18 protein-coding genes and 1 pseudogene are annotated in these 23,209 nt (G+C 61.3%); 16 read left to right on the top strand and 3 right to left on the bottom strand.

What is annotated here, in order from left to right:
- Window positions 1–79: 79 nt before the first annotated feature.
- The gene (locus tag ACIQK7_RS13055; protein WP_403025603.1) at window positions 80–1,579 is read left to right on the top strand and encodes a competence protein CoiA family protein; all 1,500 of its coding nucleotides are present in this window, start codon (window positions 80–82) and stop codon (window positions 1,577–1,579) included.
- An 81-nt stretch (window positions 1,580–1,660) separates the two neighbouring features.
- Here ACIQK7_RS13055 and ACIQK7_RS13050 read toward each other — a convergent pair whose 3' ends face one another.
- On the bottom strand, window positions 1,661–2,014 hold the full coding sequence (locus tag ACIQK7_RS13050) for a hypothetical protein (RefSeq protein WP_403025601.1): 354 nt from the start codon (window positions 2,012–2,014) through the stop codon (window positions 1,661–1,663).
- A 353-nt stretch (window positions 2,015–2,367) separates the two neighbouring features.
- Between ACIQK7_RS13050 and ACIQK7_RS13045 the strand changes: the two genes are divergently transcribed.
- The 10 genes and pseudogenes from ACIQK7_RS13045 (at window position 2,368) to ACIQK7_RS13000 (ending at window position 13,933) form a co-directional block, all read left to right on the top strand.
- Complete coding sequence (locus tag ACIQK7_RS13045) at window positions 2,368–2,745, top strand: hypothetical protein (protein WP_403025600.1); 378 nt, start codon at window positions 2,368–2,370, stop codon at window positions 2,743–2,745.
- 153 nt (window positions 2,746–2,898) lie between these two features.
- On the top strand, window positions 2,899–3,210 hold the full coding sequence (locus tag ACIQK7_RS13040; protein ID WP_403025597.1) for a hypothetical protein: 312 nt from the start codon (window positions 2,899–2,901) through the stop codon (window positions 3,208–3,210).
- 900 nt (window positions 3,211–4,110) lie between these two features.
- The gene (locus ACIQK7_RS13035) at window positions 4,111–5,010 is read left to right on the top strand and encodes a hypothetical protein (protein WP_403025594.1); all 900 of its coding nucleotides are present in this window, start codon (window positions 4,111–4,113) and stop codon (window positions 5,008–5,010) included.
- A 550-nt stretch (window positions 5,011–5,560) separates the two neighbouring features.
- Window positions 5,561–5,737, top strand: a pseudogene (locus tag ACIQK7_RS13030) (helix-turn-helix domain-containing protein); the annotation flags it as partial.
- A gap of 80 nt (window positions 5,738–5,817) precedes the next feature.
- A complete protein-coding gene (locus tag ACIQK7_RS13025; RefSeq protein ID WP_403025591.1) occupies window positions 5,818–6,462 on the top strand; it encodes an N-6 DNA methylase in 645 nt (214 codons plus the stop codon).
- On the top strand, window positions 6,459–8,120 hold the full coding sequence (locus ACIQK7_RS13020; protein ID WP_403025588.1) for an Eco57I restriction-modification methylase domain-containing protein: 1,662 nt from the start codon (window positions 6,459–6,461) through the stop codon (window positions 8,118–8,120). Before ACIQK7_RS13025 ends, ACIQK7_RS13020 begins: the two co-directional genes overlap by 4 nt.
- The gene (locus ACIQK7_RS13015; RefSeq protein WP_403025584.1) at window positions 8,113–10,683 is read left to right on the top strand and encodes a DEAD/DEAH box helicase family protein; all 2,571 of its coding nucleotides are present in this window, start codon (window positions 8,113–8,115) and stop codon (window positions 10,681–10,683) included. Before ACIQK7_RS13020 ends, ACIQK7_RS13015 begins: the two co-directional genes overlap by 8 nt.
- 30 nt (window positions 10,684–10,713) lie before the next feature.
- Window positions 10,714–12,492 (top strand): DUF262 domain-containing protein, encoded by a 1,779-nt coding sequence (locus ACIQK7_RS13010; RefSeq protein ID WP_403025581.1) that lies wholly within the window; start codon window positions 10,714–10,716, stop codon window positions 12,490–12,492.
- 119 nt (window positions 12,493–12,611) lie between these two features.
- A complete protein-coding gene (locus ACIQK7_RS13005; protein WP_403025578.1) occupies window positions 12,612–12,737 on the top strand; it encodes a hypothetical protein in 126 nt (41 codons plus the stop codon).
- Between the two features lie 776 nt (window positions 12,738–13,513).
- Window positions 13,514–13,933: a hypothetical protein gene (locus tag ACIQK7_RS13000; protein ID WP_403025576.1), complete on the top strand. Its 420-nt coding sequence runs from the start codon at window positions 13,514–13,516 to the stop codon at window positions 13,931–13,933.
- A 286-nt stretch (window positions 13,934–14,219) separates the two neighbouring features.
- Here ACIQK7_RS13000 and ACIQK7_RS12995 read toward each other — a convergent pair whose 3' ends face one another.
- Window positions 14,220–15,344 carry a PD-(D/E)XK nuclease family protein gene (locus ACIQK7_RS12995; RefSeq protein WP_403025574.1) on the bottom strand — a complete coding sequence of 375 codons (1,125 nt, stop codon included), beginning with the start codon at window positions 15,342–15,344 and terminating at the stop codon, window positions 14,220–14,222.
- Between the two features lie 95 nt (window positions 15,345–15,439).
- Entirely contained in the window at window positions 15,440–15,805 is a 366-nt protein-coding gene (locus ACIQK7_RS12990; RefSeq protein WP_403025572.1) for a hypothetical protein, read from the bottom strand.
- 267 nt (window positions 15,806–16,072) lie between these two features.
- On the opposite strand from ACIQK7_RS12990, the gene ACIQK7_RS12985 reads away from it, so the two are divergent.
- The 5 genes from ACIQK7_RS12985 to ACIQK7_RS12965 all read left to right on the top strand — a co-directional run bounded on the left by ACIQK7_RS12985 (window position 16,073) and on the right by ACIQK7_RS12965 (window position 23,179).
- The gene (locus tag ACIQK7_RS12985) at window positions 16,073–17,089 is read left to right on the top strand and encodes a hypothetical protein (RefSeq protein ID WP_403025569.1); all 1,017 of its coding nucleotides are present in this window, start codon (window positions 16,073–16,075) and stop codon (window positions 17,087–17,089) included.
- A 204-nt stretch (window positions 17,090–17,293) separates the two neighbouring features.
- On the top strand, window positions 17,294–18,271 hold the full coding sequence (locus ACIQK7_RS12980) for an IS481 family transposase (RefSeq protein WP_403025566.1): 978 nt from the start codon (window positions 17,294–17,296) through the stop codon (window positions 18,269–18,271).
- Between the two features lie 265 nt (window positions 18,272–18,536).
- Entirely contained in the window at window positions 18,537–21,629 is a 3,093-nt protein-coding gene (locus tag ACIQK7_RS12975) for a leucine-rich repeat protein (RefSeq protein ID WP_403025721.1), read from the top strand.
- A gap of 516 nt (window positions 21,630–22,145) precedes the next feature.
- Window positions 22,146–22,505: an ArsR/SmtB family transcription factor gene (locus tag ACIQK7_RS12970; protein WP_403025564.1), complete on the top strand. Its 360-nt coding sequence runs from the start codon at window positions 22,146–22,148 to the stop codon at window positions 22,503–22,505.
- The gene (locus tag ACIQK7_RS12965) at window positions 22,502–23,179 is read left to right on the top strand and encodes a cation transporter (protein WP_403025561.1); all 678 of its coding nucleotides are present in this window, start codon (window positions 22,502–22,504) and stop codon (window positions 23,177–23,179) included. Before ACIQK7_RS12970 ends, ACIQK7_RS12965 begins: the two co-directional genes overlap by 4 nt.
- The last annotated feature ends 30 nt before the right edge of the window (window positions 23,180–23,209 follow it).

Below are 23,209 nucleotides of genomic sequence, written 5' to 3'. Positions count from 1 at the left end.
CAACGGACGAGGAGACGCCGGAGGTAGATCCCTCGAACGTGGGCTTACGGGCGTAGCGGCTCATCGTGAGGATGTTGACATGCCGATCACCGCGTTCTTGGGCAACGAAGCGCTCGTGAGCACCGAGCTCAGCCAGGCTGATTTCGATGGGCTCAGAGGCGAAACGCAGCTTCAGTTTCGTTGCGGGGTACGTGCCATCCCTCGGCGTTCGGGCGCGGGGTTTCCGCACTTCTACCATCAAAGCCTCGCCGAATGCGACTTCCCGCACACGAATCCCGAGACTGACGAGCACCGCGCTATCAAGTCGGCGATCATTCGTGGCGCTTTGGCTGCAGGGTGGTCCGCGGAGGAAGAGTTCCCCAACGAGGACCGGACGTGGATTGCAGATGTCCTCGTCTACAACGGCTCTAGGCGTATTGCCTTCGAAGCGCAATGGTCCAAGCAAGATGATGAACAATTCCGTGGCCGTACCGACAGGTACAAGGACGCACGCATGGAAACAGTGTGGTTCTACCGACATGCGGACCCGCACGATGTAGCTCGCCATGGACTCATCCCGGTCCAGAAGCGCAGCGACGGCATCATCGTCACACACGGCACCAGCGAGGAAGACCAGCAGACGATCGAGGACGCTGTCGAGGCGATTCTTCGGCGCACAGCGTGGTGGAAATTTCCGAGCTCCTTCCCGCAAGTGACTGTGCACCGTTGGTTCGCCGTTCCGTGCATCGCATGTGGCGTCGTCAATGTGTGCTCCATTGATAGGGAGCGTCGCATCTCCTGCACTCGCTGCCTAAAGCTCATCACGAGCCGCATGGATGCAGACCTTGCGCAGGCGCGGATTGCAGCGGCAGAGGCTGGCTTCCCTGAGGTCGCCAACCTCGCCGGAACCGCCTGCGGGGCATGCGAGCATCAAATCGGCCCATGGGCAATCGAAGTCGGCCAGAAGGTCGCCACCTTCCGGCATATTCACGACAGCGACGGGCCGCTTCCGGCGCATTGGTGCATCCCCGGACACGAGGTCAACACCTACGCGGACGCCGTATCAGCGCTGACCACTCCCGCCGCACCTCGACCTGCAACCGCTCTGTTGCGATCAACCCACGCAGCCAAGGTGCGCAAAGACATCGCCGAGGTCGAACGCCGACTGCAGAAAGGCGCCCAATCAATCAGGGAGAAGCAGGAGGAAGCCAGGAAGAAAGAGGAGAGAAAGGCGTTCCTTGCCTCCCCAGCCGGAGAACAATGGCTTCGAAAGAAGCGCTCGGAGGAGCAATCCCGTCGCGACAAGGAAGCACACCGTTTGAGGCTCGCGTTCGCCGAACAGCAGAGGGCAGAGGAAGAACGCCGAACCAAGGAGTTCGCCGAAGCTGAAGCGGCACGGTCGGCGGCCGGTCAACTCACGATTCGTGAGACACACGAACGCACCATGCTTTTTCGAGAACGGTTGCGCCTGAATGGGAGCGCGGCGCTTGACTTGGTGGAGCAGCACGGTCAACTGGCGGAGCGGTGCCCCTGTACGGACTGTGAGGACTTTCGTTCCCGCCTGTCGGCGCACACCATCAACGCGCTCTTCACCACGTAGTCGGGGTCACTCTTTGTCGTACCATCGCGAGATCCCCCTGACATTCCCCGAGGACAGATGGGCGAGGCTACTCGGAGCGCATCAGTCGTCATAGTGGGTCAAGCGTTCCGCTGCGTCGACCTCTACGCGCTCGCAGATTTGCTCGAAGGTCAACGTCACTCCGAACTCGCCTGTGGCATTCCACCACGCTGTGTAGTCGGAACGCGTTGCGCGGTTGCGTGACTGTCTTGCATGCGCGCAGTCACTTTCTGTGATTGCACTGGCCCAGCCTGACTCGGTTCTGTCGAGCAGATCGCTTTCGCGCGCGTCGAGGCGGCCAGCCTCCAGGCAGAAGCGGCGGCGCAGCAACCACTCATAGCGGTCGGGGCGTGGATTGGCCGCAGCGAGATGGGAGTGGTCGCCCGTCGCGGCGACGGTGGATGGTGAAACCGACATTCAGATGTCCAATGACTTGGGCGCACTCGGCGCGGGCGGGGGTGTGGTGTGGCAGCCGTGGAAGCGGGCGGGGTCGAGCCTAAGTATGCGAATTGCGCGGGGAGGTCAAACGAGCAAAATCAGCCCAGTTGTGGGGGCGGCTTGTACCCCAAATCACGCAGGATCCATCGCTTATGTCCTCCGAAATGAGGACACAAAGTAACGACGTTTGCCGACTCTGCGACAACGGCCGCCCGCATCCGTCTTCCCCGGGGCTCCGCGCTCGTAAAGTCGGCTTCATTGCGACAGGCGGGCCCAGTCGCTGTAGGCCCTGCCAACGGGGCTCGCAGCGAACCGAAGACAGGGGCGTTTAGATGAGCAATGCAGGCAGCGTCACCGGGTTCAATGCCCTGGGACCGTTCTATCGCATGGCTGACGTCGCCGCGCGGCAGGGCCGGCTGGAAGCCGACGTTCGCCAAGACGTCGAGAACCACCTGTTGCTCGGCATCACACTGGCCGACGGAGTAATCGCGCTTCCTTCAGGTCAGTTCGATTCACAAGGCCGGCCCCTGCCAGGCCTTGCCGAGTTGTTCGAGCTCTACGGCACGGACGACCCAACAGGCATGGCTTTGCTCCTACTCACACCGACGCCCGTGTTCGACGGAGCCACAGGAAGTCAATGGCTCCGCGATGGGCGCAGCGCTAGCGTGCGGGAGATAATCGTTCGCGTTCGCCGCGCCCTCGAATCCTGAGTCTCACCGTGGCATGGGTGTGCGATCCCAACCCGGTCTGGTCTGTCGGTCTGCCGCGATGCCGTCGAGACAAGGAATTGGTTATCGCCGACTCATCAACAAGAAGCTCCCCAATCGCACAGAGGGAAGCGAGGACTCCGTACCGTCGAAGCTATGACAGGCAAAGAGAATCAGGATGCCGGGGCAATTGAGGAACTCACGGTAGAACTCGGCGGCGTATGGAGAGTCTCCACACTCTCAAGTCACTACGTCTTCGACCTCGACGGGATGACAGTGACACGGCACCCCGGTCCGACAGCAGTGAGTACGGTCCACGACACCCCTCGGCGACTCGCGACGATCGTTCGCTGTGCGGTGGGATCAGGAGGCTACTGGACGATGACTCCCGCCGTCGAGGGACCGCTGCAGCTGCAAGAGCTATGGTCTGCCTCAACCCTCATCACGAGCATCGAACGCATGCGGTGAGCGCCCGCCAGCTTCGGCGCCGCGCTCCCCGTGAACAGTTGCCTCGCACTCTGCAAGCAAGGATCGACCGGACATGGCAAGAAACCATCGACGACTCGTTCTCGTCGCGGCAGGTGGCGAAGATGCTGGGGCTGAGGCTCTCGGCTGTACGTCGCTGGCGTCGACAGGGAGCGCTTTACGGCTTCCGCGACGGATTCAGATGGCGGTATGCGTGTTGGCAGTTCACCGTTGATGGCACGATCCCTGCACTCGCGGAGATCGCGGCAGCGATACCGGAAGGCCTTCACCCTGCTGTAGTGCGCGGGTACATGACAACGCCGCAGCCAGAGCTGCGGCTGGACGGCGACGCAGTGACACCGCAAGCATGGATCCTCGCCGGGGGTAAGCCCGAGCTGGTCCTTTCATACTTCCGCGGCCAGTTTGAATAGTGACGGGATGAGGTTTCGGCTCTCGACGTCGATCAGCTGGTACCTGACCAACGCGGGCGACTGCCGTCGCTCGTCCCGACGGATGCGCCTCGTCGGCGGCGAAAGCGACGCGACATAGGCGTCTAAACTTCCAAAATTTGGGTTGCCCTGCTTTGAAACGCGACCTCATTCCTGGCATCGCGCTGCTTGGTGCTATCCCAAGCGAACCATTAAGGGGGTGAGCGTCGCGGCATTGATGCCAAGAGCGATCTCGTTGAGAGCAGGAACCACAATCCCTGCGGAACTCCCGGCCGTTCCACTCTGCTACTTGGGCGTCTTCACTCGCGACGTTGGCAACGAGTCGCGATGGGCGCCTCCGTCGGGCTTCCGCCTCGAAGCCTCCTGACGAGCCCTATCGAGCGCCGCACGGTGCCCCATAGGCTGACGACAGTGCCTTGCCCTCAGTAGGTCGGGCCATTTCGTTAGGGGGATCATGTCCGTTTCAGTGCCAGAAAAGACGCTAGAGCACTGGCTCAGCATTCACCTGAACTACCGGTACAAAGCGAAGGCGTCGCTGTGGTGGCCGGTCTCGGGTGAGGACATATCGGTTGCCGACCTACCTGCCACGCCGGGCAAGCAGTTCTGGATTGAAGTGAAAACGGTGACTTGGAAGTCAAGTTCAGGTATCCACTCGTTGAAAATCAATCTTTGGCAGCTTTGGAAATATGGGGATTCTGCGCACAATCCTGCGGGCATTCCTGACTACTACGTTTTCCCAATTCCCCCCTTCGACGGACACATCACCGATCCAGGGCTCGCGTGGCTCGGTGGACGCGGAAAGTCGTCGATCGGCTACGAATCCAAGGCGGGGGGCGATTGGTTTGCACGCTGGACTTGGGTAATACCTGGAAATGAACTTCGCACTCGGCTCGCATCGGAGCTAGCGGCATGGGGTGCGCGCGGGATGGACAAGAAGAAGACCTTCGAGATTGCGACGATTGCTGGCGGAAGTGCTAAGTGGTCAAGCGGTCTCGCAGAAATCGACCATCTTCGATGGCACGAGTTCCTTGATCTCCTTGAGGCTTGCGGGAAATCCGGATGGGGGGCTCTGTTGGCTACTCCCAAAGACTCGCAAAAGAAGCGTTCCCGAGCCTGGATCAAGGGGACATTCTTGAGCTTGAAAGCACGAGATAAGGAGGCCCGTAAGAGCGGGGAGAAGGCAAATCAGAATGCTAAGCAGGATCTGACCTACTGGGTTCCGGGAAAGAAGGACGAGTACCTGCCCCTCGGCAAGGATGATCTCGCGTCCACAGCCGACGGTAGTGGCGCCTCCAGAGCCGAACCGATCACCTTCCGGTCTCTCGTAACTCTTCGATATGACGCCATGGAATAGTTCTTTCGCAGAGCGGTCGTATCGCGTCCTGGGTGGCTGCGCGTCGAGGAGGCGCGATGCTTGCGATCGGGGCCTGTGATGTCCAGCCTCGCCGTCTGTGTTCAACGACAGCCTCCAGATGGAGGCTCGATACCAGGGGACTGCTGACGGTTCAGGTGACTTCCGACGATCGGTCACTTGCCCGAGCGACACGGACCGGCCTCGCGATGGACAACGACGTAAAAAGGGGCGTTATCGGCACCGACGGCACCAACGACGACGCTGTGCCGATCCGGCTTTCAGAGGTGCTCCGAGACGCACGCTCGGATCTCATCGGGCTTGGGGTCTTCTACGCCGGCACACACTCTGCTGGGGCAACGACTCCGACCGCTGGCAGGAATCAGTGACCGCCTGGGTCAAGGCGCATGCCCCATGCTGATCGGCCGCGCGGCGCGACCACATCGGCATCCACCTCGTTCGGCCACACCCGGAAAAACCCATTCAAGCCCTACCTCCGTCGGTATCATCGTGAGTGTTGGCCTGCCTGGCCATAGAGCGAGGGAGGATCAACGTGGCTGAACCGTGGCTGTCAGCAGACGACATCGCCGCCCACCTCGGGGTTACCAAGGACACCGTCTACACCTGGATCGCCGAGAAGGCCATGCCCGCCCACAAGGTCGGACGCCTCTGGAAGTTCCAAGCCAGCGAGATCGACGACTGGGTGCGCGCGGGTGCAGCGGCCAGTGACCACGAGCTCTCTCTAGCCCATCCCGGTGTCCGTGGTCGCTCCTACGCTCATGACAACGACGAGCCCGGGGAGGGGGGAAGATGAACCTGAAAGACGCCCAGCGCTTGGTGAAGTCCAAGCAACGCGTTGCGGACCACGGCGAGGTGTTCACGCCGGCGTGGATGGTCGAGGACATGCTCGACCTCGTTAAGCACGAGTCTGAGCGGATCGACTCCCGCGTGCTCGAACCCGCCTGCGGCTCTGGAAACTTCCTCATCCCCGTCCTGGCTCGCAAGCTCGCCACGGTCGAGCTTCGGCACGGCAAGAGCGAGTTCGAGAAGCGCCACTACGCATTGTTCGCGCTGATGTGCACCTACGGTATCGAACTTCTCGCAGACAACGCCGAAGAGTGCCGCCACAATCTCGCCGAGGTGTTCAACACGTTCTTGGGTATCGGCAACGATGACCAGTGGGCGCAAGCGGCACGCGCGGTCCTAGCCGTGAACATCGTGCAGGGCGATGCCTTGACCATGACCGTGCCAAGCGGTCAACCGATTACCTTTCCTGAGTGGGGCTACCTCGGCAAGGGGAAGTTCCAGAGGCGCGACTTTCGCTACGACGACCTCACTCAGCGCGCCTCGTACGAGGGAACCCTGTTCGGCGAACTCGACGACGACGACCTGTTCGTTCCCGCGCAGACCTATCCGACGATGACCGTCCGCCAGATCGCCGAGGCAGCCGTATGACCCTTGCACCATTCACCCTACGAGGGCACAACCCGGATGTCCTGACCTGCATCGCAAACCTCTCGAACGATGAGGTCTTCACCCCGCCCGAGTTCGCGAACCAGATGCTCGACACGCTTGCCGCCGCGTGGGCAGACGCCAACGACGGCGCGAACATCTGGGCTAACCCCGATGTCACGTTCCTCGATCCGTTCACCAAGTCCGGCGTGTTCCTCCGCGAGATCGTCCGTCGGCTCACCGACGGACTGATCCTGGCAATCCCCGACCTCGACCAACGCGTCGATCACATCCTCACCCATCAGGTGTTCGGCATCGGGATCACCCAGCTCACTGCGCTGCTTGCGCGCCGGAGCGTCTACTGCTCGAAGTTCGCCAACGGCACGCACTCGATCGCCAAGTCATTCACGACCGAGGACGGCAATATCTGGTTCGAGCGCACCGAGCACACCTGGGGTGGCGGGAAACGAGAGTTCCGATCCGATCCGCTGACCAGCGAAGAAGTCATCGTCTATACCAACCGCAAGTGCATCTACTGCGGAGCGGGCGAGGATGACTACGCACGTGGTGACGATCTTGAGACTCACGCCTACGCCTTTATCCATACCGACGACATCAAGGCTCGGATCGCCGAGCTGTTCGGAGACAACATGCAGTTCGACGTCATTATCGGCAACCCGCCGTACCAGCTCAGCGACGGCGGCTACGGCACCTCCGCTGCACCGATTTACCAGATGTTCGTAGAGAAGGCGCTGGGGCTCGACCCACGCTTCGCAGTCTTTGTCACTCCGTCTCGCTGGTTTGCGGGAGGCAAGGGCCTCGATGAGTACCGCAAGAAGATGCTGTCCGATCACCGCATGCACGACATCGTCGACTACCCAAAGCTCTACGAGGCCTTCCCAGGCGTGAAGATCAGAGGCGGGGTCTCATACTTCCTCTGGGACCGCGAACACGACGGCCCTTGCACGATCCAGACGATGTGGGACGGGCAGCCGGTGGGCGAGAAGGCGACCCGGTTCCTCGATGCCTACGATGTCTTGGTTCGACGCAACGAAGCTGTTCCAATCCTAGAGAAGGTCCGCGCGAAGCACGAGCCAACGCTCGACACTCGCGTGTCTACAGGCAAGCCATTCGGTCTACGCACCTTCTTTCATGGCAAGCCAACCGCCAGCGGTTTGAAGGACCCGGTACAGCTGTTCGGTTCTCGCAAGATCACTTGGGTCGCCCGAAGTGAGGTTCCGCTGAGTGACGGGTGGATCGATCAGTGGAAGGTCCTGATGACCGCTGTGCAGGGCACGAGCGCTGCGGTCGAGACGAAGTTCCTCTCCAAACCGATCATTGCTGGCCCCGGCACAGCTTGCACGGAAACGTATCTTGTCGCTGGAAGGTTTGACGCTGAGGAGGAAGCGACGCGGTACGCCGCGTACCTGCGCACCCGCTTTGTCCGCTTCCTTGTGTCGCTCCGTAAGTCCACTCAGCACGCTACTCGGGATGTGTACGCTTTTGTCCCAGATGTTCCTCTCGATCGGGACTGGACAGATGCTCTCCTGTACGAGCGCTACGGACTGACCGACGACGAGATCGCGTTCATCGAGTCCCAGGTCGCTGCCCACGACGACACCCTCTTCGACGAGGACGGGGCCGACGATAGCGATGAGTAGAGACATCGACGAGCTTCTCCCAGAGAGACCCGAAGCGAGGCTGCGCATCTATGCGTGGTCGCCGAACGATCCACCAGCAGGATATGCAGGACTTCTCAAGGTCGGGCAGACAACGAAGACGGATGTGAATGCGCGCATCCGCGAGTCTCAGGGCCAGATGCAGCAGGCCTACACGCTCCACGTCGACGAGCTCGCCGAACGCGGCGACGGGTCGATCTTTCGCGACTCGGATGTGCGCCAGCGGCTGATCGACAAGGGCTTCGCGAACCCGATCTTCGGCTCGGCGCGAGAGTGGATGCGCTGCACCCCGGAGGATGTGCGTACGGCGATCACCGAGCTTCGCACCGGCGTCAAGCTCAGCGGCACGCACCACGAGACGTTCCCGATGCGTCCGGAGCAGGCCAGTGCCGTCGATAAGGCCGAGGGCTACTTCAAGTCGATATGGGCAGAGGATTCCCAGGCGGTACCACGGTTCCTCTGGAACGCCAAGATGCGCTTCGGGAAGACCTTCGCCTCCTACCAGCTCGCGAAGCGGCTCGGCGCGAGACGCATCCTCGTGGTCACCTTCAAGCCTGCGGTGGAAGATGCCTGGCAGGCCGACCTGGAGTCTCACGCCGACTTCGACGGCTGGCAGTACCTCTCCTCGGCCACCGGGGGTAGCCCGGACGACGCGGACAAGACGAGACCGCTGGTGTACTTCGGCTCGTTCCAGGACCTGCTCGGGCGCGACCGGAAGACCGGGCTCATCAAAGCGAAGAACGAGTGGGTCCACACCACCAACTGGGACCTCGTGATCTTCGACGAGTACCACTTCGGCGCTTGGCGAGAGTCCGCTAAAGAGCTGTTCGAGGGCGAGGACGAGAAGGTCAAGCAGAAGGAACTGGCCGCCGAGTACAACGACGGTCTCGTGGCCTTCGACGAGGAGCTCGACGAGCTTGGCAACGACGAGGACGACTTCCTGCCGATCACCACCCGCGCCTACCTGTACCTGTCGGGCACACCGTTCAAGGCGCTGGCAACGGGCGAGTTCATCGAGGAGCAAATCTTCAACTGGACCTACACCGACGAGCAGCGGGCCAAGGCCGAGTACGCCGTCGCGCATCCGGACGCGTGGAACCCGTACGGTGCACTCCCGGAGATGCGCCTGTTCACGTACCAGATGCCTGACGAGCTCATCGCGGTCGCGAATCAGGGCGAGTTCGACGAGTTCGACCTCAATGAGTTCTTCGAGGCGAAGGGCGTCGGCGGGGACGCTGAGTTCACGCACAAGACCGACGTGCAGAAGTGGCTCGATCTCATCCGCGGTGCTCACCTGCCCACCCAGGTCGACGCGATGCGGATGGGCACCCGCCCGCCCTTCCCATACTCTGATGTCCGGCTCCTGCCGTACCTCCAGCACTCGTTCTGGTTCCTGCCCAACGTTGCGGCATGCCAAGCGATGGCGAACCTGCTCGCGGAGAAGCAGAATGTGTTCTGGCACGACTACAAGGTTCTCGTCGTCGCAGGCACTGGCGCGGGCATTGGACTGGATGCCCTCCCACCGGTGCGGGCTGCGATCAGTGACGGCCACGACACGAAGACGATCACGCTGTCGTGCGGCAAGCTCACCACGGGGGTCACCGTCAAGCAGTGGTCCTCGATCCTGATGCTGCGCAACCTGAACTCACCTGAGACCTACTTCCAGGCCGCGTTCCGTGTGCAGTCGCCGTGGTCGATCAAGAATCCCGACGGAGACAACCCGAGCGCCGAAGCTGTCCTCAAGCCGGTGTGCTTCGTGTTCGACTTCGCACCAACTCGCGCGCTGCGTCAGATCGCTGACTACGGTGCGGGCCTGTCGCCGGAGACGCCGAACCCGGAGCAGGCGGTCGAGGAGCTCGTGAAGTTCCTGCCGGTGTTGGCCTACGACGGGTCGAATATGACCCAGGTCGATGCCGGCGGCATCCTCGACATCGCCATGTCCGGGACCTCGGCGACCCTCCTGGCCCGCAAGTGGGAGTCCGCGATCCTCGTCAACGTCGACAACGACACCCTGCGCAAGATCATGAACAATCCCGACGCCCTCAACGCCGTCATGAACATCGAAGGCTTCCGCGCACTCGGCAACGACATCTTCGAGACCGTCGTGAACAAGAGCGACGCCGTGAAGAAGGCGAAGAAGGAGAAGGGCGAGGACATCACGCCAGCGGAGAAGAAGGAGCTCACGGCGGAGGAGAAGGAGTACAAGTCCAAACGGAAGCAGATTCAGGAGAAGCTGGTCAAGTTCGCCACCCGAATCCCAGCGTTCATGTACCTGACCGACTTCCGCGAGAACACCCTCCAGGATGTCATCACCAAACTCGAACCGGGCCTGTTCCGCACCGTCACCGGACTGACCGTCGAGGACTTCCATCTCCTCGTGAACCTCGGCGTCTTCAACGCCACCCACATGAACCAGGCCGTCTTCGCCTTCCGTCGCTACGAAGACTCGTCCCTGTCCTACACCGGCATCGAGTCCCACAAGGGTCTGCGTCGCTACGGCCTCTACGACACCGTGGTGGCCGTTGATGACGATGCCATCGCCTGACCAAATGCCCGCCTGACCGAGAGAAACCGCATGTCCTTCCAGTCCCCGCGCAGCATCGAGGAGATGCTGACCGCTATCCACAAGCGCGAGTACCTGATGCCCGCGATCCAGCGCGAGTTCGTCTGGGGCGCCGATCAGATCACCAAGCTCGTCGATAGCCTCATGCGTGGATACCCGGTCGGGTCGTTCCTGTTGTGGGACGTGAAACCCGAGACGGCGCAGTCGTACACGTTCTACGAGTTCCTGACTAACTACCACGAGCGCGACAATCCCTACGCCGACAAGGCGACGGTTCCTTCCGGGAGCGGCACGACGGCAGTTCTCGATGGGCAGCAGCGGCTCACCTCGCTGAACATCGCGCTGTACGGCAGCTTTGCGGAGAAGAAGAAGTACGCCTGGTGGAACAGCGCGGACGCGTTCCCCGTCAAGCGCCTCTACCTCAACCTCGTCGACGAGCCCGACGACGAGGAACTCGGCACCAAGTACGACCTGCGGTTTCTCACCGACCGGGAGGCATCCCCGGCGGGTGGCGAGGCAGACAAGTGGTTCCGGGTAGGCGCGGTCCTCGATCTCGCCAATGCCGGCCCTGCGATCATGCGAGAGCTGGAGCAACGGGGTATCGCCGGATCGGCTGACGCGTTCCAGCGGCTCTATGACTTGTACGAGGCGGTGCGGGTTCTCAAGCCGATGAACTACTTCCTGGTCACTGATCAGGACGCAGACAAGGTGCTCGAAATCTTTGTCCGCGTCAACAGCGGCGGCACCACGCTCTCGTACTCCGATCTGCTGCTGTCGATGGCCACGAACCAGTGGCAAGAACTGGACGCCCGTGAGGAAGTCCGCTCGCTGGTCTCCGAGATCAACAGCAACGCCGGCCGCCAGTTCTCGTTCTCCAAGGACGTGGTGCTGAAGACCGCACTGACGATCGCGGACGTGGATGTGCGGTTCAAGGTCACCAACTTCACCCAAGGCAACATGGCCAAGGTGGAGGCAGCCTGGCCGCAGATCAAGGGTGCGTTGCTGCGTGCTGCGACGCTGCTTCAGCAGTTCGGGTACAACGAGCGCAACCTCACCGCGAACAGTGTGATCGTCCCGGTCGCGCATTACCTGCACTTGCGGGGTGCGGGCGACTCCTACCTCGATTCCACCGCGGACGCTGCCGACAGGCTCGCCCTTCAACGATGGGTGACCCGCTCGCTGGTCAAGCGCGGCATCTGGGGTTCTGGGCTCGACACTCTTCTCACCCGCATCCGCGATGTCCTCCGCACCAACTCAATGAACGGCTTTCCGGTCGCTTCGGTCGAGGAGGCGATGGCGGCCGTTGGCAAGAGCCTCGCGTTCGACAACGCAGAGATCGACGAGCTGCTCAACCTCAAGTACGCCGGCCAGCGAACGTTCTCCGTTCTCTCGGTGCTGTACCCGGGACTGGACCTGAGCAAGAAGTTCCATGAAGATCACATCTTCCCCAAGTCCCGGTTCACCAAGAAGAAGCTCGTCGACGCCGGGATTCCCCTCGACAGCCTCGACGACTACCTCGCGGCCGTGAACCTCCTGCCGAACCTCCAACTGCTCGCTGGGACCGCCAACATCGAGAAGCAGGACGGCCTGCCTGCGGAGTGGATCGACACTGCCTTCCCGAGCGAGGACAAGCGCGCCACGTACCTCACCGAGAACGACCTCGACGGGCTTCCGCTTGACTTGGCGGACTTCGCGTCGTTCTTCGAGCAACGCAAGCAGCGAATCCGGGCCCGCCTACTCGCCGCTCTGGGAACGACACCGGGCGCACCGGAGGACGCGGCTCTCTCATAGCCCATGTTCACGCGGCGAGAAGTGACATCGCGGACACGGCTGGGAGGGGTACGACCCCGTTGCTGAGCGCGCCGTACTCGATACCGCCCTGACCGAGACCACGCCGTGAACGAAGGCCCTTGGAGCGTCGCGCACCGGTCGACGGCGAGCCGCAGGGTGGCGCACGCGTGATCGTCGCATACCGCGACCGCGACCGCGTCACCGATGACATCTGGACCGTCCCTTCGCGTGTCCCAAGCCGGTGACGGTCCAGGAGACCGCCTGAGCAGCGGGGCCGTCATTCGGCCGTCTCATTGTGTTGACTATGGAGTGTCGCTCAAGCGCTTGATGATCAATCCCGCGACGGGACCGTTCTCGTGGATGAGGCGCCGGACCGTCCGTATAGCTTCGCGTTCCTGAGCCGAGAGAGTGGCTTCGAACACTTCGAAAGCGTGCGCTTCGAAAGCCCTCCGAATTTCGCCCGACCCACCAGTTTTCCGCCTCGTTTCCGCCTCCCTGAAGTCGGCCGAGGTGCTGAGAGCGTCCAGCCCCTTTTCGGGATCGGCGGCGACACGCGTGAGTCGAGAGAGATACTGGCCGATGGAAGTGAGTGTCGGTGTGCGACTGGCTTTGCTCGGAGCTATGGGGCTTCCGGTTGCGTCCATCCAAACTGCGCTAGCGACAGTGGAGGCGAATGGTTTGGGCAGGACAGATCTTTCGCCAACGGTTCGTGCATGTGGCAGCGCATGAAACAGGTAGCGCTCGCGAACCAAGCTGACTAGGTAGCTCCGGTCTATGGGGCCGCGAGTCGAGTCCTGGACTATTTGCCACAGGGAACAACCTGAGGCTGAATCCTGGTGTCCTTCCACCGGAGCAATACTGCCATGCGCCGCGTCCTCGCACGCGCACCGAGCCATTTGGGCTCATCGATATCGCGGCACAGATGACGTAGGTAGAAGAGAGCCTGCTCCGAGCACAGGAACCATGGTCGGCGCCAACTACGAGCACTCCGGCACCCGCTTCCCAGAGCAGAATGGTGCCTATGGCAGAGACACTTCTCAGCGACGACATGCACGTCCACGATTTTGTTCGCGTGCTGCGGCGGCTGGAGCCCCACCTACCAATCTCCGACGCTTACGAGCGGGACCGGCCCCAGCTCAAGGGCGCGTGGTGGTCAAGCCAGCAGGAGCACATGACCGGCTGGTTCAATAGTCAGGACAGCCGCGGCTCAGGAGCATTCACGCGCAAGGCGCCGAACACGAGCGCGCGTACGACCTACAACCGTCTGCTGTGCCCGGCAGCATTCGTCTGGATGGCAGAAGCTCTGGGCGAGGATCCTGCCGTGGTGCAGGCGGCCGCTGACGCCGCTAGGAACGAGCCAAACGCGCGGAAGCGCCCCGGCCTACTGCGCAAGCACCTCCCGTGGGCGCGGATCTCGCACCTCGCGCGCGCGGTGAAGTAACAGGATCGTCTTCGAGCGCTGATGCAGCCGTGTCACCGGCTGCTGGTTCATCGTCCGGATGCACCCTGTGGCACCTCTCATGAACATCAGCGAACTACTGCCGATGCGTCGTGAGGCCATCTGGGTGCCATCAGCTCCATGCCGGACCAATTTGTAGTCGCCGCGGCCTCCAACCCCTGGCTGTGGTGGGTGTTGCTTGGGGTCGTCCTCGCCCTATTGGCCAAGGCATGGATCAAGTTCGCTCGCTTCGTCGGGGCGAATCTTCGGTAATGCCCATTCCGAATCCCTATGGAGTCGTTGCCTGGGTCTCACTGCCGGGTTCAAGACGGGTGCCGGTTTTCACCTGATTGAGAATCTGAACAACGCGTTCAATGAAGGCGTCGGAGATATCCGCGTCGCTGTCGGTCCAACTCAGGCCGAGCGGCTCGATGGTCGAATCTTTGTAGGTGAGTCCACGTCGGTCGTAAACGTAGATCATCGGGCGGGACGGGTCAGCTGAGAACTTGAGTTCGACAGTCCAGTCTGCTGATGGAAAGTGGTAGGCATTCCACGTCTCTTCTCGGATGCCGCCGTGCGCTTCCCATCCTGTCTCCAGGCTCAGCGCTTCGAGACGGTCGGCGATCAGAGGTTCGATGCGCTTCCTTCGATCGCGAATGAGACGCCCGATGCTGCTGCGCGCTTCCTCGAACGCGGTGATCGCGAGTCGGTGTTCGTCTAGAACGTGCCGCCACTCATCGAGCCGCTGTACTTCATCTTCAAGGTCTGTCATTTCTCTCTCCCCGTGTCGGGCTTCGATGAACTGTTGTAGGAGGTCGAGGCTGCGCCGCTGGTCCGTATCTCCGGGGTTCATCAGGAACTCGACCAGCTCTGGTGCCCGCTTGATCTCAGCGCTCAACTCGGCGTAGGTGACAGCTCGGGACAGGTAGTCGCTCTGTGCTGGGTCGGAATGCTCCCGCGCCTCAGGTGCGAGTACCGCCACGATCACCGTGTCGAAACCGTCGTTCTGGGCGTACTCCGCATACTTTCTTAGCGGGTTATCGAGCACATGGCCGATCTTGTTCTCAAGCACAACCGCAATGCCCAGATCCGGGTTTGCTGCATACACGTCGATGAAATCGACCTGCGTGGCGATCTCCCACGCGTTAGAGCCTTCCGCTTCCTTTGCGATCAACCTCTTGCTGCTGTGACCGCCCGCGTCGATGCCCGGTGCTCCGTCGAGGAGGCGGAGGAGTGCGTCCATTACGAGTGACCCGAGACCATGGCGTTCCGTCGGGTCAAGGAAGAACTGCAGCGTCATGTCGACACGGGTCTCCCGCCACCCCTCACGCAGGATGTCGTACACATTGACCGGCCGCTGGACGCTCCGGGCTGGCGACAGGGAAACCTCAAGGAACGACAAGTCGAGCGTCATGATGTCACGGTACTGGACGCGTATAGAGGACGGGAGGTGCTGCATGGTCAGGTGACGTCTTGATCTGTCACCTAGCCATGCAGCAGATCCCTCATCTAGTAGATTTCGGTCGCGCTTGGGTCGTAAAGCTCGATCTGCGCGACGCCTTCGTGGAGCGTGATCACTCCCGAGGTGCAAAGCGTCCTGCCGCCATCGATGGGCTCGAGAGATCCAACGTCCCACACCACGATTTGGAAGCGTGCGGGGTCGGGATAGTCGCGACCGAGGTTGAGGAACACGTCATCGTAGTCGTTGCCACCTCCGGCAAGCGGCCCGCAGACTCGCTGAATAGTGCCGGCGTAGCCGATGGCCTGGTTCCAGGCAATCCCGCCGCCAGGCTGCTGTGTGGCGGGAGGGGGAACGGCGGCCTCCGCTATGTCGGAGCAGAGGCCGTCTTGGTAGAGGAGCCGGACCGCCTCCATGGTTAGGTACTCGGACAGGAAATCGCACGACTCAACCCCCGTTACGGAAACCGATGTCTTGGCTGAAAGGGACTGCTGTCAGAAGCGTGGAAGTCCGGTGCGCACGGTTGGACTGCAGAGCAGAGGCAAGCCTTCGCCAACGACCTAGACTTCGGACCGTCGCTGGTCGCGGTTACGGACAACGTCAATCAATCGAAGGGTGATCGTGACCCGGCCGTCTGGTTGCCGCCTGCTTCTGCCGTTCACTGTCAGTACGCCACCGAGTGGGTGCTGGTGAAGTATCGGTGGCAGCTATCTATCGACGCCGCCGAGCAGAGTGCGCTCACTAACTTGTTGTCAGGGTCGTGCGGATCAGCCCTAGTGACGCTGCCTGAGGTGGTCGGTCCCGGATGGACGCCGAGTCCGCCGGTGGCAGGCCCTGCAGCTCCTGTCTACCGGTTCTGGAGCGACAAGCACATGGGCCACTTCTACACCATCAGTCAGGCTGAGCGCGACCACATCATGCGGACCTACCCGACCCACGTGTGGAAGTATGAAGGTCCGAAGTACGGCGCGTTCGCAACGCGGCAGCCGGGGACCGTTCCGTTGTTCCGGTTCTGGAGTGACGCGTTCGCTGGCCACTTCTACACCACCAGCGTGGCCGAGCGTGACTACGTCATCAACGCTTATGACGACTACGTGTGGAAGTACGAACGCGTTGCCTACTACGTGTACCCGATGGACACTTCGGTCACCCCCACCAACGCGGTCTCACGGTTCTGGAGCGACACCTACCGGCATCACTTCTACACCGCCAGCGCAACGGAAGCGGCGCACGTGCGAGCAACCTACCCTAGGCACATTTGGCTGTATGAGTCGGAGCGGTTTAGGGTTCCCACCGGCGTGCCGGCAGCAGCGCCGCTCCCCGCACTACCGCCGCCTCCTCCGCCAACGACGCCAGCACCATCTGTCCCGAGCAACCCTGGCGATGTTAAGAACTGCGCCGACTTCGCGAATTATGCGGAGGCGCACGCATGGTTCTGGACCTATCCCCCATTACGGAGACATAGCGCGCCTCGATCAGGACGGCGATCTCATCGCATGCGAAAGCCTTCCCGGCGCTCCTTGACAATGACAAAAGAAGCCGTGGCAGACCATAAAATTACTTGCTTTCTCGATATCGGCCGTGTTCGCTGGTGTCTCTGCCGCCGTAGTACTCGGAGTGTCCATGCGTGCCGAGAGGCTCTCATGTGGGGACAGTGGAGCTTGGCGCTGCGAACGTCTACTCCACGCCGCGAACCGTGAAGCAGGGCGGGTTGTCGAGAGACGGGGCAGAGCCAAGGCTGCAGTTGTTGGGGTTCGGCCAGCACAGGACATATGAGTGAGCCCCGAACTGGGGTGACAGACGGACCTAGCTGTACCCGGTCAGCACGTTGGTGACTGACAGATGAGGAGAAGGCCTCCATTCTGGGTGGTGTCTAACGTCACCCAAGAACTGGAGGCCTTCTCTTGGTCCACCGTAATGCGAGGCTGGCTCCGGCTGGCCGTTTGATCCTTGTCCAGCGAGTCCTTTCGGGCCGTCCGGTGTCGCATGTCGCGAAGGAACTCGGCGTCTCGCGGCAGTGCGCCCACCGATGGGTTGCCCGATATCGACAAGCCGGGCTGGCGGGGCTGATGGATCGCTCCTCGCGCCCGGGCCGCTCCCCGGCAGCGACCGCGCCGAATGTTGCTGCTCGGCTATTGCAATTGCGCCGCGCGGAGCGGTTGGGTCGAGACGAGTTGGCCCGCCGGGTCGGGGTGAGTCCCTCGACCGCGTCCCGAATCATTACTCGGGCCGGGTTGCCGCGACTGCATGAGTTGGATCCGGTCACCGGGATTCGCATCCGCGCCGCCCGCCGCACCCAGCTGCGTTACGAACGCGACCATCCCGGGGATCTGCTCCACATCGACGTGAAGAAACTCGGCCGCATCCCCGAGGGAGGCGGATGGCGGCTGGGCGGCCCGGCCACGATCAATCACAACACCGGGCGGGTCCGATCGAAGAAGCTCGGATTCGACTATGTCCACGTCGCCGTTGATGACCATTCCCGGCTCGCGTTCGCCCAGATCCTCCCCGACGAGAAGGGCAGCACCTGCGCCGAGTTCCTCGCCGACGCGGCAGCGTTCTTCGCCGACCACAACGTCCAGCTCAAAGCGGTCATGACCGACAACGCCCTCAACTACCGAAACTCCAACGACTTCCAAGCCGTCCTGAAGGCGCTAAACGCCAAGCACATCCTGACCAGGCCATACTCACCCTGGCAGAACGGCAAAGCAGAACGCTTCAACCGCACCCTGCAGGAGAACTGGGCCTACCGGCACCCATTCCACAGCAACGAGCAGCGCACCGCAGCACTGGCGCCATGGCTGGACCACTACAACTACGATCGAGCACACACCGCCTGCGGCAGCCAACCCCCAATCAGCCGAGTGTCACCAACCTCATGACCGAGTACACCTAGCGAAGGTTGCCGTATGACCGCTATGGTCGCTACCTTCGACGGAGCAGGTGCGTCGGTCTGTAGCTTGGCCTAGGGTCGCGAGAGTTTCGGTAGCCAAAGAGTACGTGCCCGTGACAGCTGAGCGCTAAGGGGCCTTCCGGATGGTAAAACGTCTACTCGCATCAGTGCTATCGATAGCACTACTGGTCCCGGCGAGTCTGGTCATAGCCGCACCAGCGCACGCATTCCAAGAAACCGTGGTCGTGGACGGGATGAGCTTCTGGGCATTCGGCGACGGTAGTGCAAGGCTCATTTCCTTCGATCCTGCCGCTGGTGGTTCCGATCCCGTCATTCCGAGGCACGTCGAAGGCCAGGCAGGTAATTATGCTGTAACCGAGATTGTTGCGCATGCCTTCGTTGACAAAGCTTTGACATCGGTGGTCATCCCCGATTCGGTCACCAGCGTCGGCTATCAAGCATTCCAGAACAATGCATTGACCTCGGTAGTGATCCCTGATTCGGTCACCACCATTGGCGATTGGGCCTTCTACGCCAACGATTTGACATCCCTGGATATACCCAGATCTGTGACATCGGTCGGGAAGGGTGCCTTCGGATTCAACTCGCTCAGTTCTGTGAACATCCCTGATTCGCTTGCGACTATTAGCGATTGGGTGTTCCGCGACAACGAGTTGTTGTCAATTTCGATCCCTGATTCAGTCACCAGCATCGGCGCGTGGGCGTTCAAGTCGAATGCCTTGACATCGGTGTCAATACCCAGTTCAGTGACGTCGATAGGCGGCGGCGCGTTCGAAGATAACGCGCTCACCTCGGTGGTCATACCCGACTCGGTAACCACGCTCGGCAGCTCCGCTTTCGCGCTGAACGATCTGACTTCGGTGGTCATCCCCAATTCGCTGACCACCATCGCGAATAGTGCGTTTCACAGCAACGCTCTGACAGCGGTTACCATACCGGCCACTATCACCAACATCGAGCCGCACGCATTCGCGGAGAATGCGCTGACGTCGGTGACCATCCCGGAGTCGGTGACCAGCCTCGGCTGGGGAGCGTTCAGGTTGAACGCTCTGACGTCTGTCGTCATTCCGGACTCGATTGGAGTGATCGACGGGGGCACATTCCAGCATAATTCACTGACCGCGGTGGCCATCCCGAGTACCGTTTCCTACATTGGGGAGAACGCGTTCTCGTACAATGCGCTCACGTCCGTAACGATCCCTGACCGGGTAAGCCACATCGGCCAGTATGCGTTTTATACGAACGAGTTGACGTCGGTGGTTATCCCAGATTCCGTGACCAGTGTCGGCGACTCCGCGTTCGCTACGAACGCGCTGACATCTGCGGTCATCCCAGCTTCCGTAACCAGTATCGGTCGCGGCGCATTCTCCGGAAACAAACTACTATCAGTCGACCTACCGGATGCCTTAACCAGCATCGGCGACGGGGCCTTCAGTACTAATAATCTGACGTCGATCGTCATCCCGTCGTCGGTTACGACCATTCCCAAGGGGGCGTTTTCAAGCAACGATCTGACATCCGTGACCATCCCAGATTCGGTCGTAGACATCGCAGACCAGGCTTTTGCATACAACGCTCTCGACTCGGTAGTCATACCGGATTCGGTTTCCAGCATTGGCAAGAGGGCGTTCGAGAGTAACCACCTAACGTCGGTGGTGATTCCGGACGCCATTACTCACGTAGCCGAATACGCATTCGCGAACAACGATTTGACGTCGATCGTCATGCCAAACTCGGTGACCACCATTGACCCACACGCTTTCGAGTCCAATGCGTTGGCGGCCGTAGTGATCCCTGATTCCGTCACCATCATCGACAGATACGCCTTCCGAAACAACCCTCTGACGTCAGTGACCTTGCTAGGGCCGCCGCCCTACATCGAGCCGGCGACTTCGCCGAGCGCATCGTTCTTGTACGGATGGGGTGGTCGGGATACCGGGCTGACCATGTACTACCTTCCCGAATTCGACGCGACTGTGTACCCCAACGGTTACACCTCGCCATCATGGGCGGGATATACCGCGGGAGTGCGGTTCACCACCACCAACCCGACCTTGACCGGTCGCGCACAAGTCGGCGAAACCCTCATCGCATCGACTACAGCATGGACCCCGGCGCCCGCTACGACCGCATACGAATGGTTAGCAGACGGCAAGCCGATCCCGGGCGCCACCGAGCTGACATACAAAATAGGTGCAACAGACCTGGGCAAGAAGCTCTCATTTGCAGTCACAGGCCAAAGGGAGGGTCACGTCACGGCGCGTGCAACGTCTGCAGAAACCGAATCCGTGGCAGCCGGCACCATCACCACTGGCACTGTCACTATCGGCTCCACTGCACAGGTGGGCCAAGTATTGGTCGCAACGACTCACGATTGGAGCCCAACCCCGAGCGCGATCACCTATCAATGGCTTGCGAACGGGGAGGAAATTCCCAACGCCACCGATTCCACTTACGAGATAGATCCGGAATACCTCGGAAAGAAGCTCAGTGTCACGGCGACGGGGACAGCCCCGGGATACGATGAGGCCTCCTCAACGTCGTCCGAGACCGATGCAGTCGCAGCCGGAGAGTTATCCACCGACATTCCGACCCTCTCGGCTGTCACTCCCACGGTGGGGGACACGCTCACGGCCACACCGGGCAACTGGAGCCCCGGAGTGACACTCACATACCAATGGTTGCGAAACGGCACCGAGATCGCCGGAGCCGAGTCCGCGACATACACCGCAGTGGAAATGGACAAGGGCAAGACCCTAGCAGTAGCGGTGACCGGGACAAAGCTCGGCTACCTCAGCGTGACGAAGACAAGCGCTCCGACCGCCGCAGTCGCGTCCGCACCCCTTCCGAAGACCACGCCGGTGTTCAGGTTCTGGAGTGACGCCCATCAAGGACACTTCTATACCGCCAGCGCGGCGGAGCGCGATCACATTATTAAGACGTATCCCTCGCATATCTGGAAATACGAGCGGGTCGCCTATCAAGCATTCACGACACAACAGCCTGGGACGGTGCCGCTTTATCGTTTCTGGAGTAGCACTCTGAACGGACACTTTTACACAGCTAGCGCGTCTGAACGCGATCATGTGATCCGTGCGTACGACGACGCCGTGTGGGCTTATGAGCGTGTTGCGTACTACGTGTATCCGAGCGGATCGGCCTCGGCCGGCACAAACGAGGTCTATCGGTTCTGGAGTGACAGCAAGATGCACCACTTCTACACGGCCAGCGCTGCGGAGAAGGATCACGTCATCCGCACGTATGCGCCCTCGGTTTGGTCGTATGAGCGCGTCGCCTTCCGGGTACCTGGGACAGCGCGGCGATAGCGGATTCTCGACACTGTCTGCAGCGGCTCGAAGAGATGCATCTCTGCCCCTGTCGATCGTAAACGTGGTTGGCCACATCAGGGCTGAGCGCATCCAGGGGCGGGGGCGCTCCAAAGAGAGACCGACCGGGCTCCTCGAAAAGAGGAAAATCCGGAGGGGTGTGGAGGAAAACGACTTCCGCGCATGGGAAAGAGCCCCGCGATACCGGCGGACTTTGAGTTCTTGGAACAGCCCACCAATGGGCCGTTCTAAGAACTGGTCCAAAAACTTCATGCGAAATCCCTTCCGGCAGTTGTCGGGAGGGATTTTGTCGTTTCGGAGTTCGTGTCGACGGCGGTTGATAGCGCCCTCTGCCGGATGCGCGACTCCGGGGATCAGAAGTCCTACACCGGCACCGATGAGAAGGGCGATGAGATAGAGCGCCACCTGGTGTCGTTCCACCCATTCGACCCCAGTACGCATGCTGCCCATTCTCCCAGCCCCGGCATTGATCAGTGACTGCTGTATAGTCATTGGATGCTGACTATAGCTTCTCGTATTGACGTAATGAACCGTCTCGGTCGAGCGATGGCCGATCCGACCCGTTCCCGAATCCTGATGACGCTGCTCGGCGGACCAAGCTACCCTGCCGTGCTTTCGCGGTCGTTGGAACTGTCCCGGTCGAACGTCTCTAATCACCTAACGTGTCTGCGCGATTGCGGAATCGTGGTGGCAGAACCGGAGGGGCGGCAGACGCGATATGAAATCGCGGATCCGCACCTAGCGGCCGCGCTCACCGCACTCGTCGACGTGACTCTAGCCGTCGACGAGAACGCCCCGTGCCTCGACGACTCGTGCACCGTCCCTGGCTGCTGCGGAACGGGAGCGACCGCATGAGCGTGCCACTGACCACTGAGCGTCGTTCCACGCTGCATCGTCGCGTCCGCTTCATCGTCGCTTTCACGATCACGTACAACGTCATCGAAGCCATCGTTGCGATGTGGGCCGGTACTGTCGCGTCCTCCGCCGCCCTGATCGGGTTCGGCCTGGACTCCATCGTGGAAGTGCTGTCCGCGGCCGCGATCGCATGGCAGTTCACCCGCAAAGAACCGGAGCGCTGGGAGAAAGTTACGGTGAAGGCGATCGGTATCGCCTTCTTCGCCCTCGCGGCCTACGTCTCGATCGACGCTGTCCTGAGCCTTGTTCGGGTGGAGGGGCCCGAACATAGTCCTTTCGGACTCGGGATCACAGCGCTCAGTCTGGTCGTCATGCCCCTCCTCGCCTTGTTCGAGATGCACACCGGTCGCGAACTGGACTCGAAGAGCGTCATGGCTGACGCTCGGCAGCTCGTCCTCTGCATCTACCTCTCGGGAGCGGTCTTCATCGGCCTCGCTCTGAACAGCCTGTTCGGTTGGTGGTGGGCCGATTCCGTGGCCGCCCTCGCCGTCGCGGTGCTCGCGATCCGTGAAGGCATCGAAGCATGGCGCGGCGATGTCGAATCGTCCTTCGAGGTCCTCGAGGCCTTGGAGCACGAAGACGATGAACACGAGCCCGAGGAGACGGTCAGATGACGCGCGTCGACCCCATCGAGAACGCTGGGC

Source organism: Salinibacterium sp. GXW1014 (assembly GCF_044769865.1).
Taxonomy (GTDB): domain Bacteria; phylum Actinomycetota; class Actinomycetes; order Actinomycetales; family Microbacteriaceae; genus Homoserinimonas.
The sequence above is the reverse complement of the archived record's forward strand: the minus strand, read 5'-3'. Positions and strand labels throughout refer to the sequence as shown.

Bases quoted from the DNA above. Each gene is read 5' to 3' on its own strand.
- ACIQK7_RS13055 (WP_403025603.1), top strand. From the start codon at position 80: ATGCCGATCACCGCGTTCTTGGGCAACGAAGCGCTCGTGAGCACCGAG.
- ACIQK7_RS13050 (WP_403025601.1), bottom strand. From the start codon at position 2,014: ATGTCGGTTTCACCATCCACCGTCGCCGCGACGGGCGACCACTCCCAT.
- ACIQK7_RS13045 (WP_403025600.1), top strand. From the start codon at position 2,368: ATGAGCAATGCAGGCAGCGTCACCGGGTTCAATGCCCTGGGACCGTTC.
- ACIQK7_RS13040 (WP_403025597.1), top strand. From the start codon at position 2,899: ATGACAGGCAAAGAGAATCAGGATGCCGGGGCAATTGAGGAACTCACG.
- ACIQK7_RS13035 (WP_403025594.1), top strand. From the start codon at position 4,111: ATGTCCGTTTCAGTGCCAGAAAAGACGCTAGAGCACTGGCTCAGCATT.
- ACIQK7_RS13025 (WP_403025591.1), top strand. From the start codon at position 5,818: ATGAACCTGAAAGACGCCCAGCGCTTGGTGAAGTCCAAGCAACGCGTT.
- ACIQK7_RS13020 (WP_403025588.1), top strand. From the start codon at position 6,459: ATGACCCTTGCACCATTCACCCTACGAGGGCACAACCCGGATGTCCTG.
- ACIQK7_RS13015 (WP_403025584.1), top strand. From the start codon at position 8,113: ATGAGTAGAGACATCGACGAGCTTCTCCCAGAGAGACCCGAAGCGAGG.
- ACIQK7_RS13010 (WP_403025581.1), top strand. From the start codon at position 10,714: ATGTCCTTCCAGTCCCCGCGCAGCATCGAGGAGATGCTGACCGCTATC.
- ACIQK7_RS13000 (WP_403025576.1), top strand. From the start codon at position 13,514: ATGGCAGAGACACTTCTCAGCGACGACATGCACGTCCACGATTTTGTT.
- ACIQK7_RS12995 (WP_403025574.1), bottom strand. From the start codon at position 15,344: ATGACGCTCGACTTGTCGTTCCTTGAGGTTTCCCTGTCGCCAGCCCGG.
- ACIQK7_RS12990 (WP_403025572.1), bottom strand. From the start codon at position 15,805: ATGGAGGCGGTCCGGCTCCTCTACCAAGACGGCCTCTGCTCCGACATA.
- ACIQK7_RS12975 (WP_403025721.1), top strand. From the start codon at position 18,537: ATGAGCTTCTGGGCATTCGGCGACGGTAGTGCAAGGCTCATTTCCTTC.
- ACIQK7_RS12970 (WP_403025564.1), top strand. From the start codon at position 22,146: ATGCTGACTATAGCTTCTCGTATTGACGTAATGAACCGTCTCGGTCGA.
- ACIQK7_RS12965 (WP_403025561.1), top strand. From the start codon at position 22,502: ATGAGCGTGCCACTGACCACTGAGCGTCGTTCCACGCTGCATCGTCGC.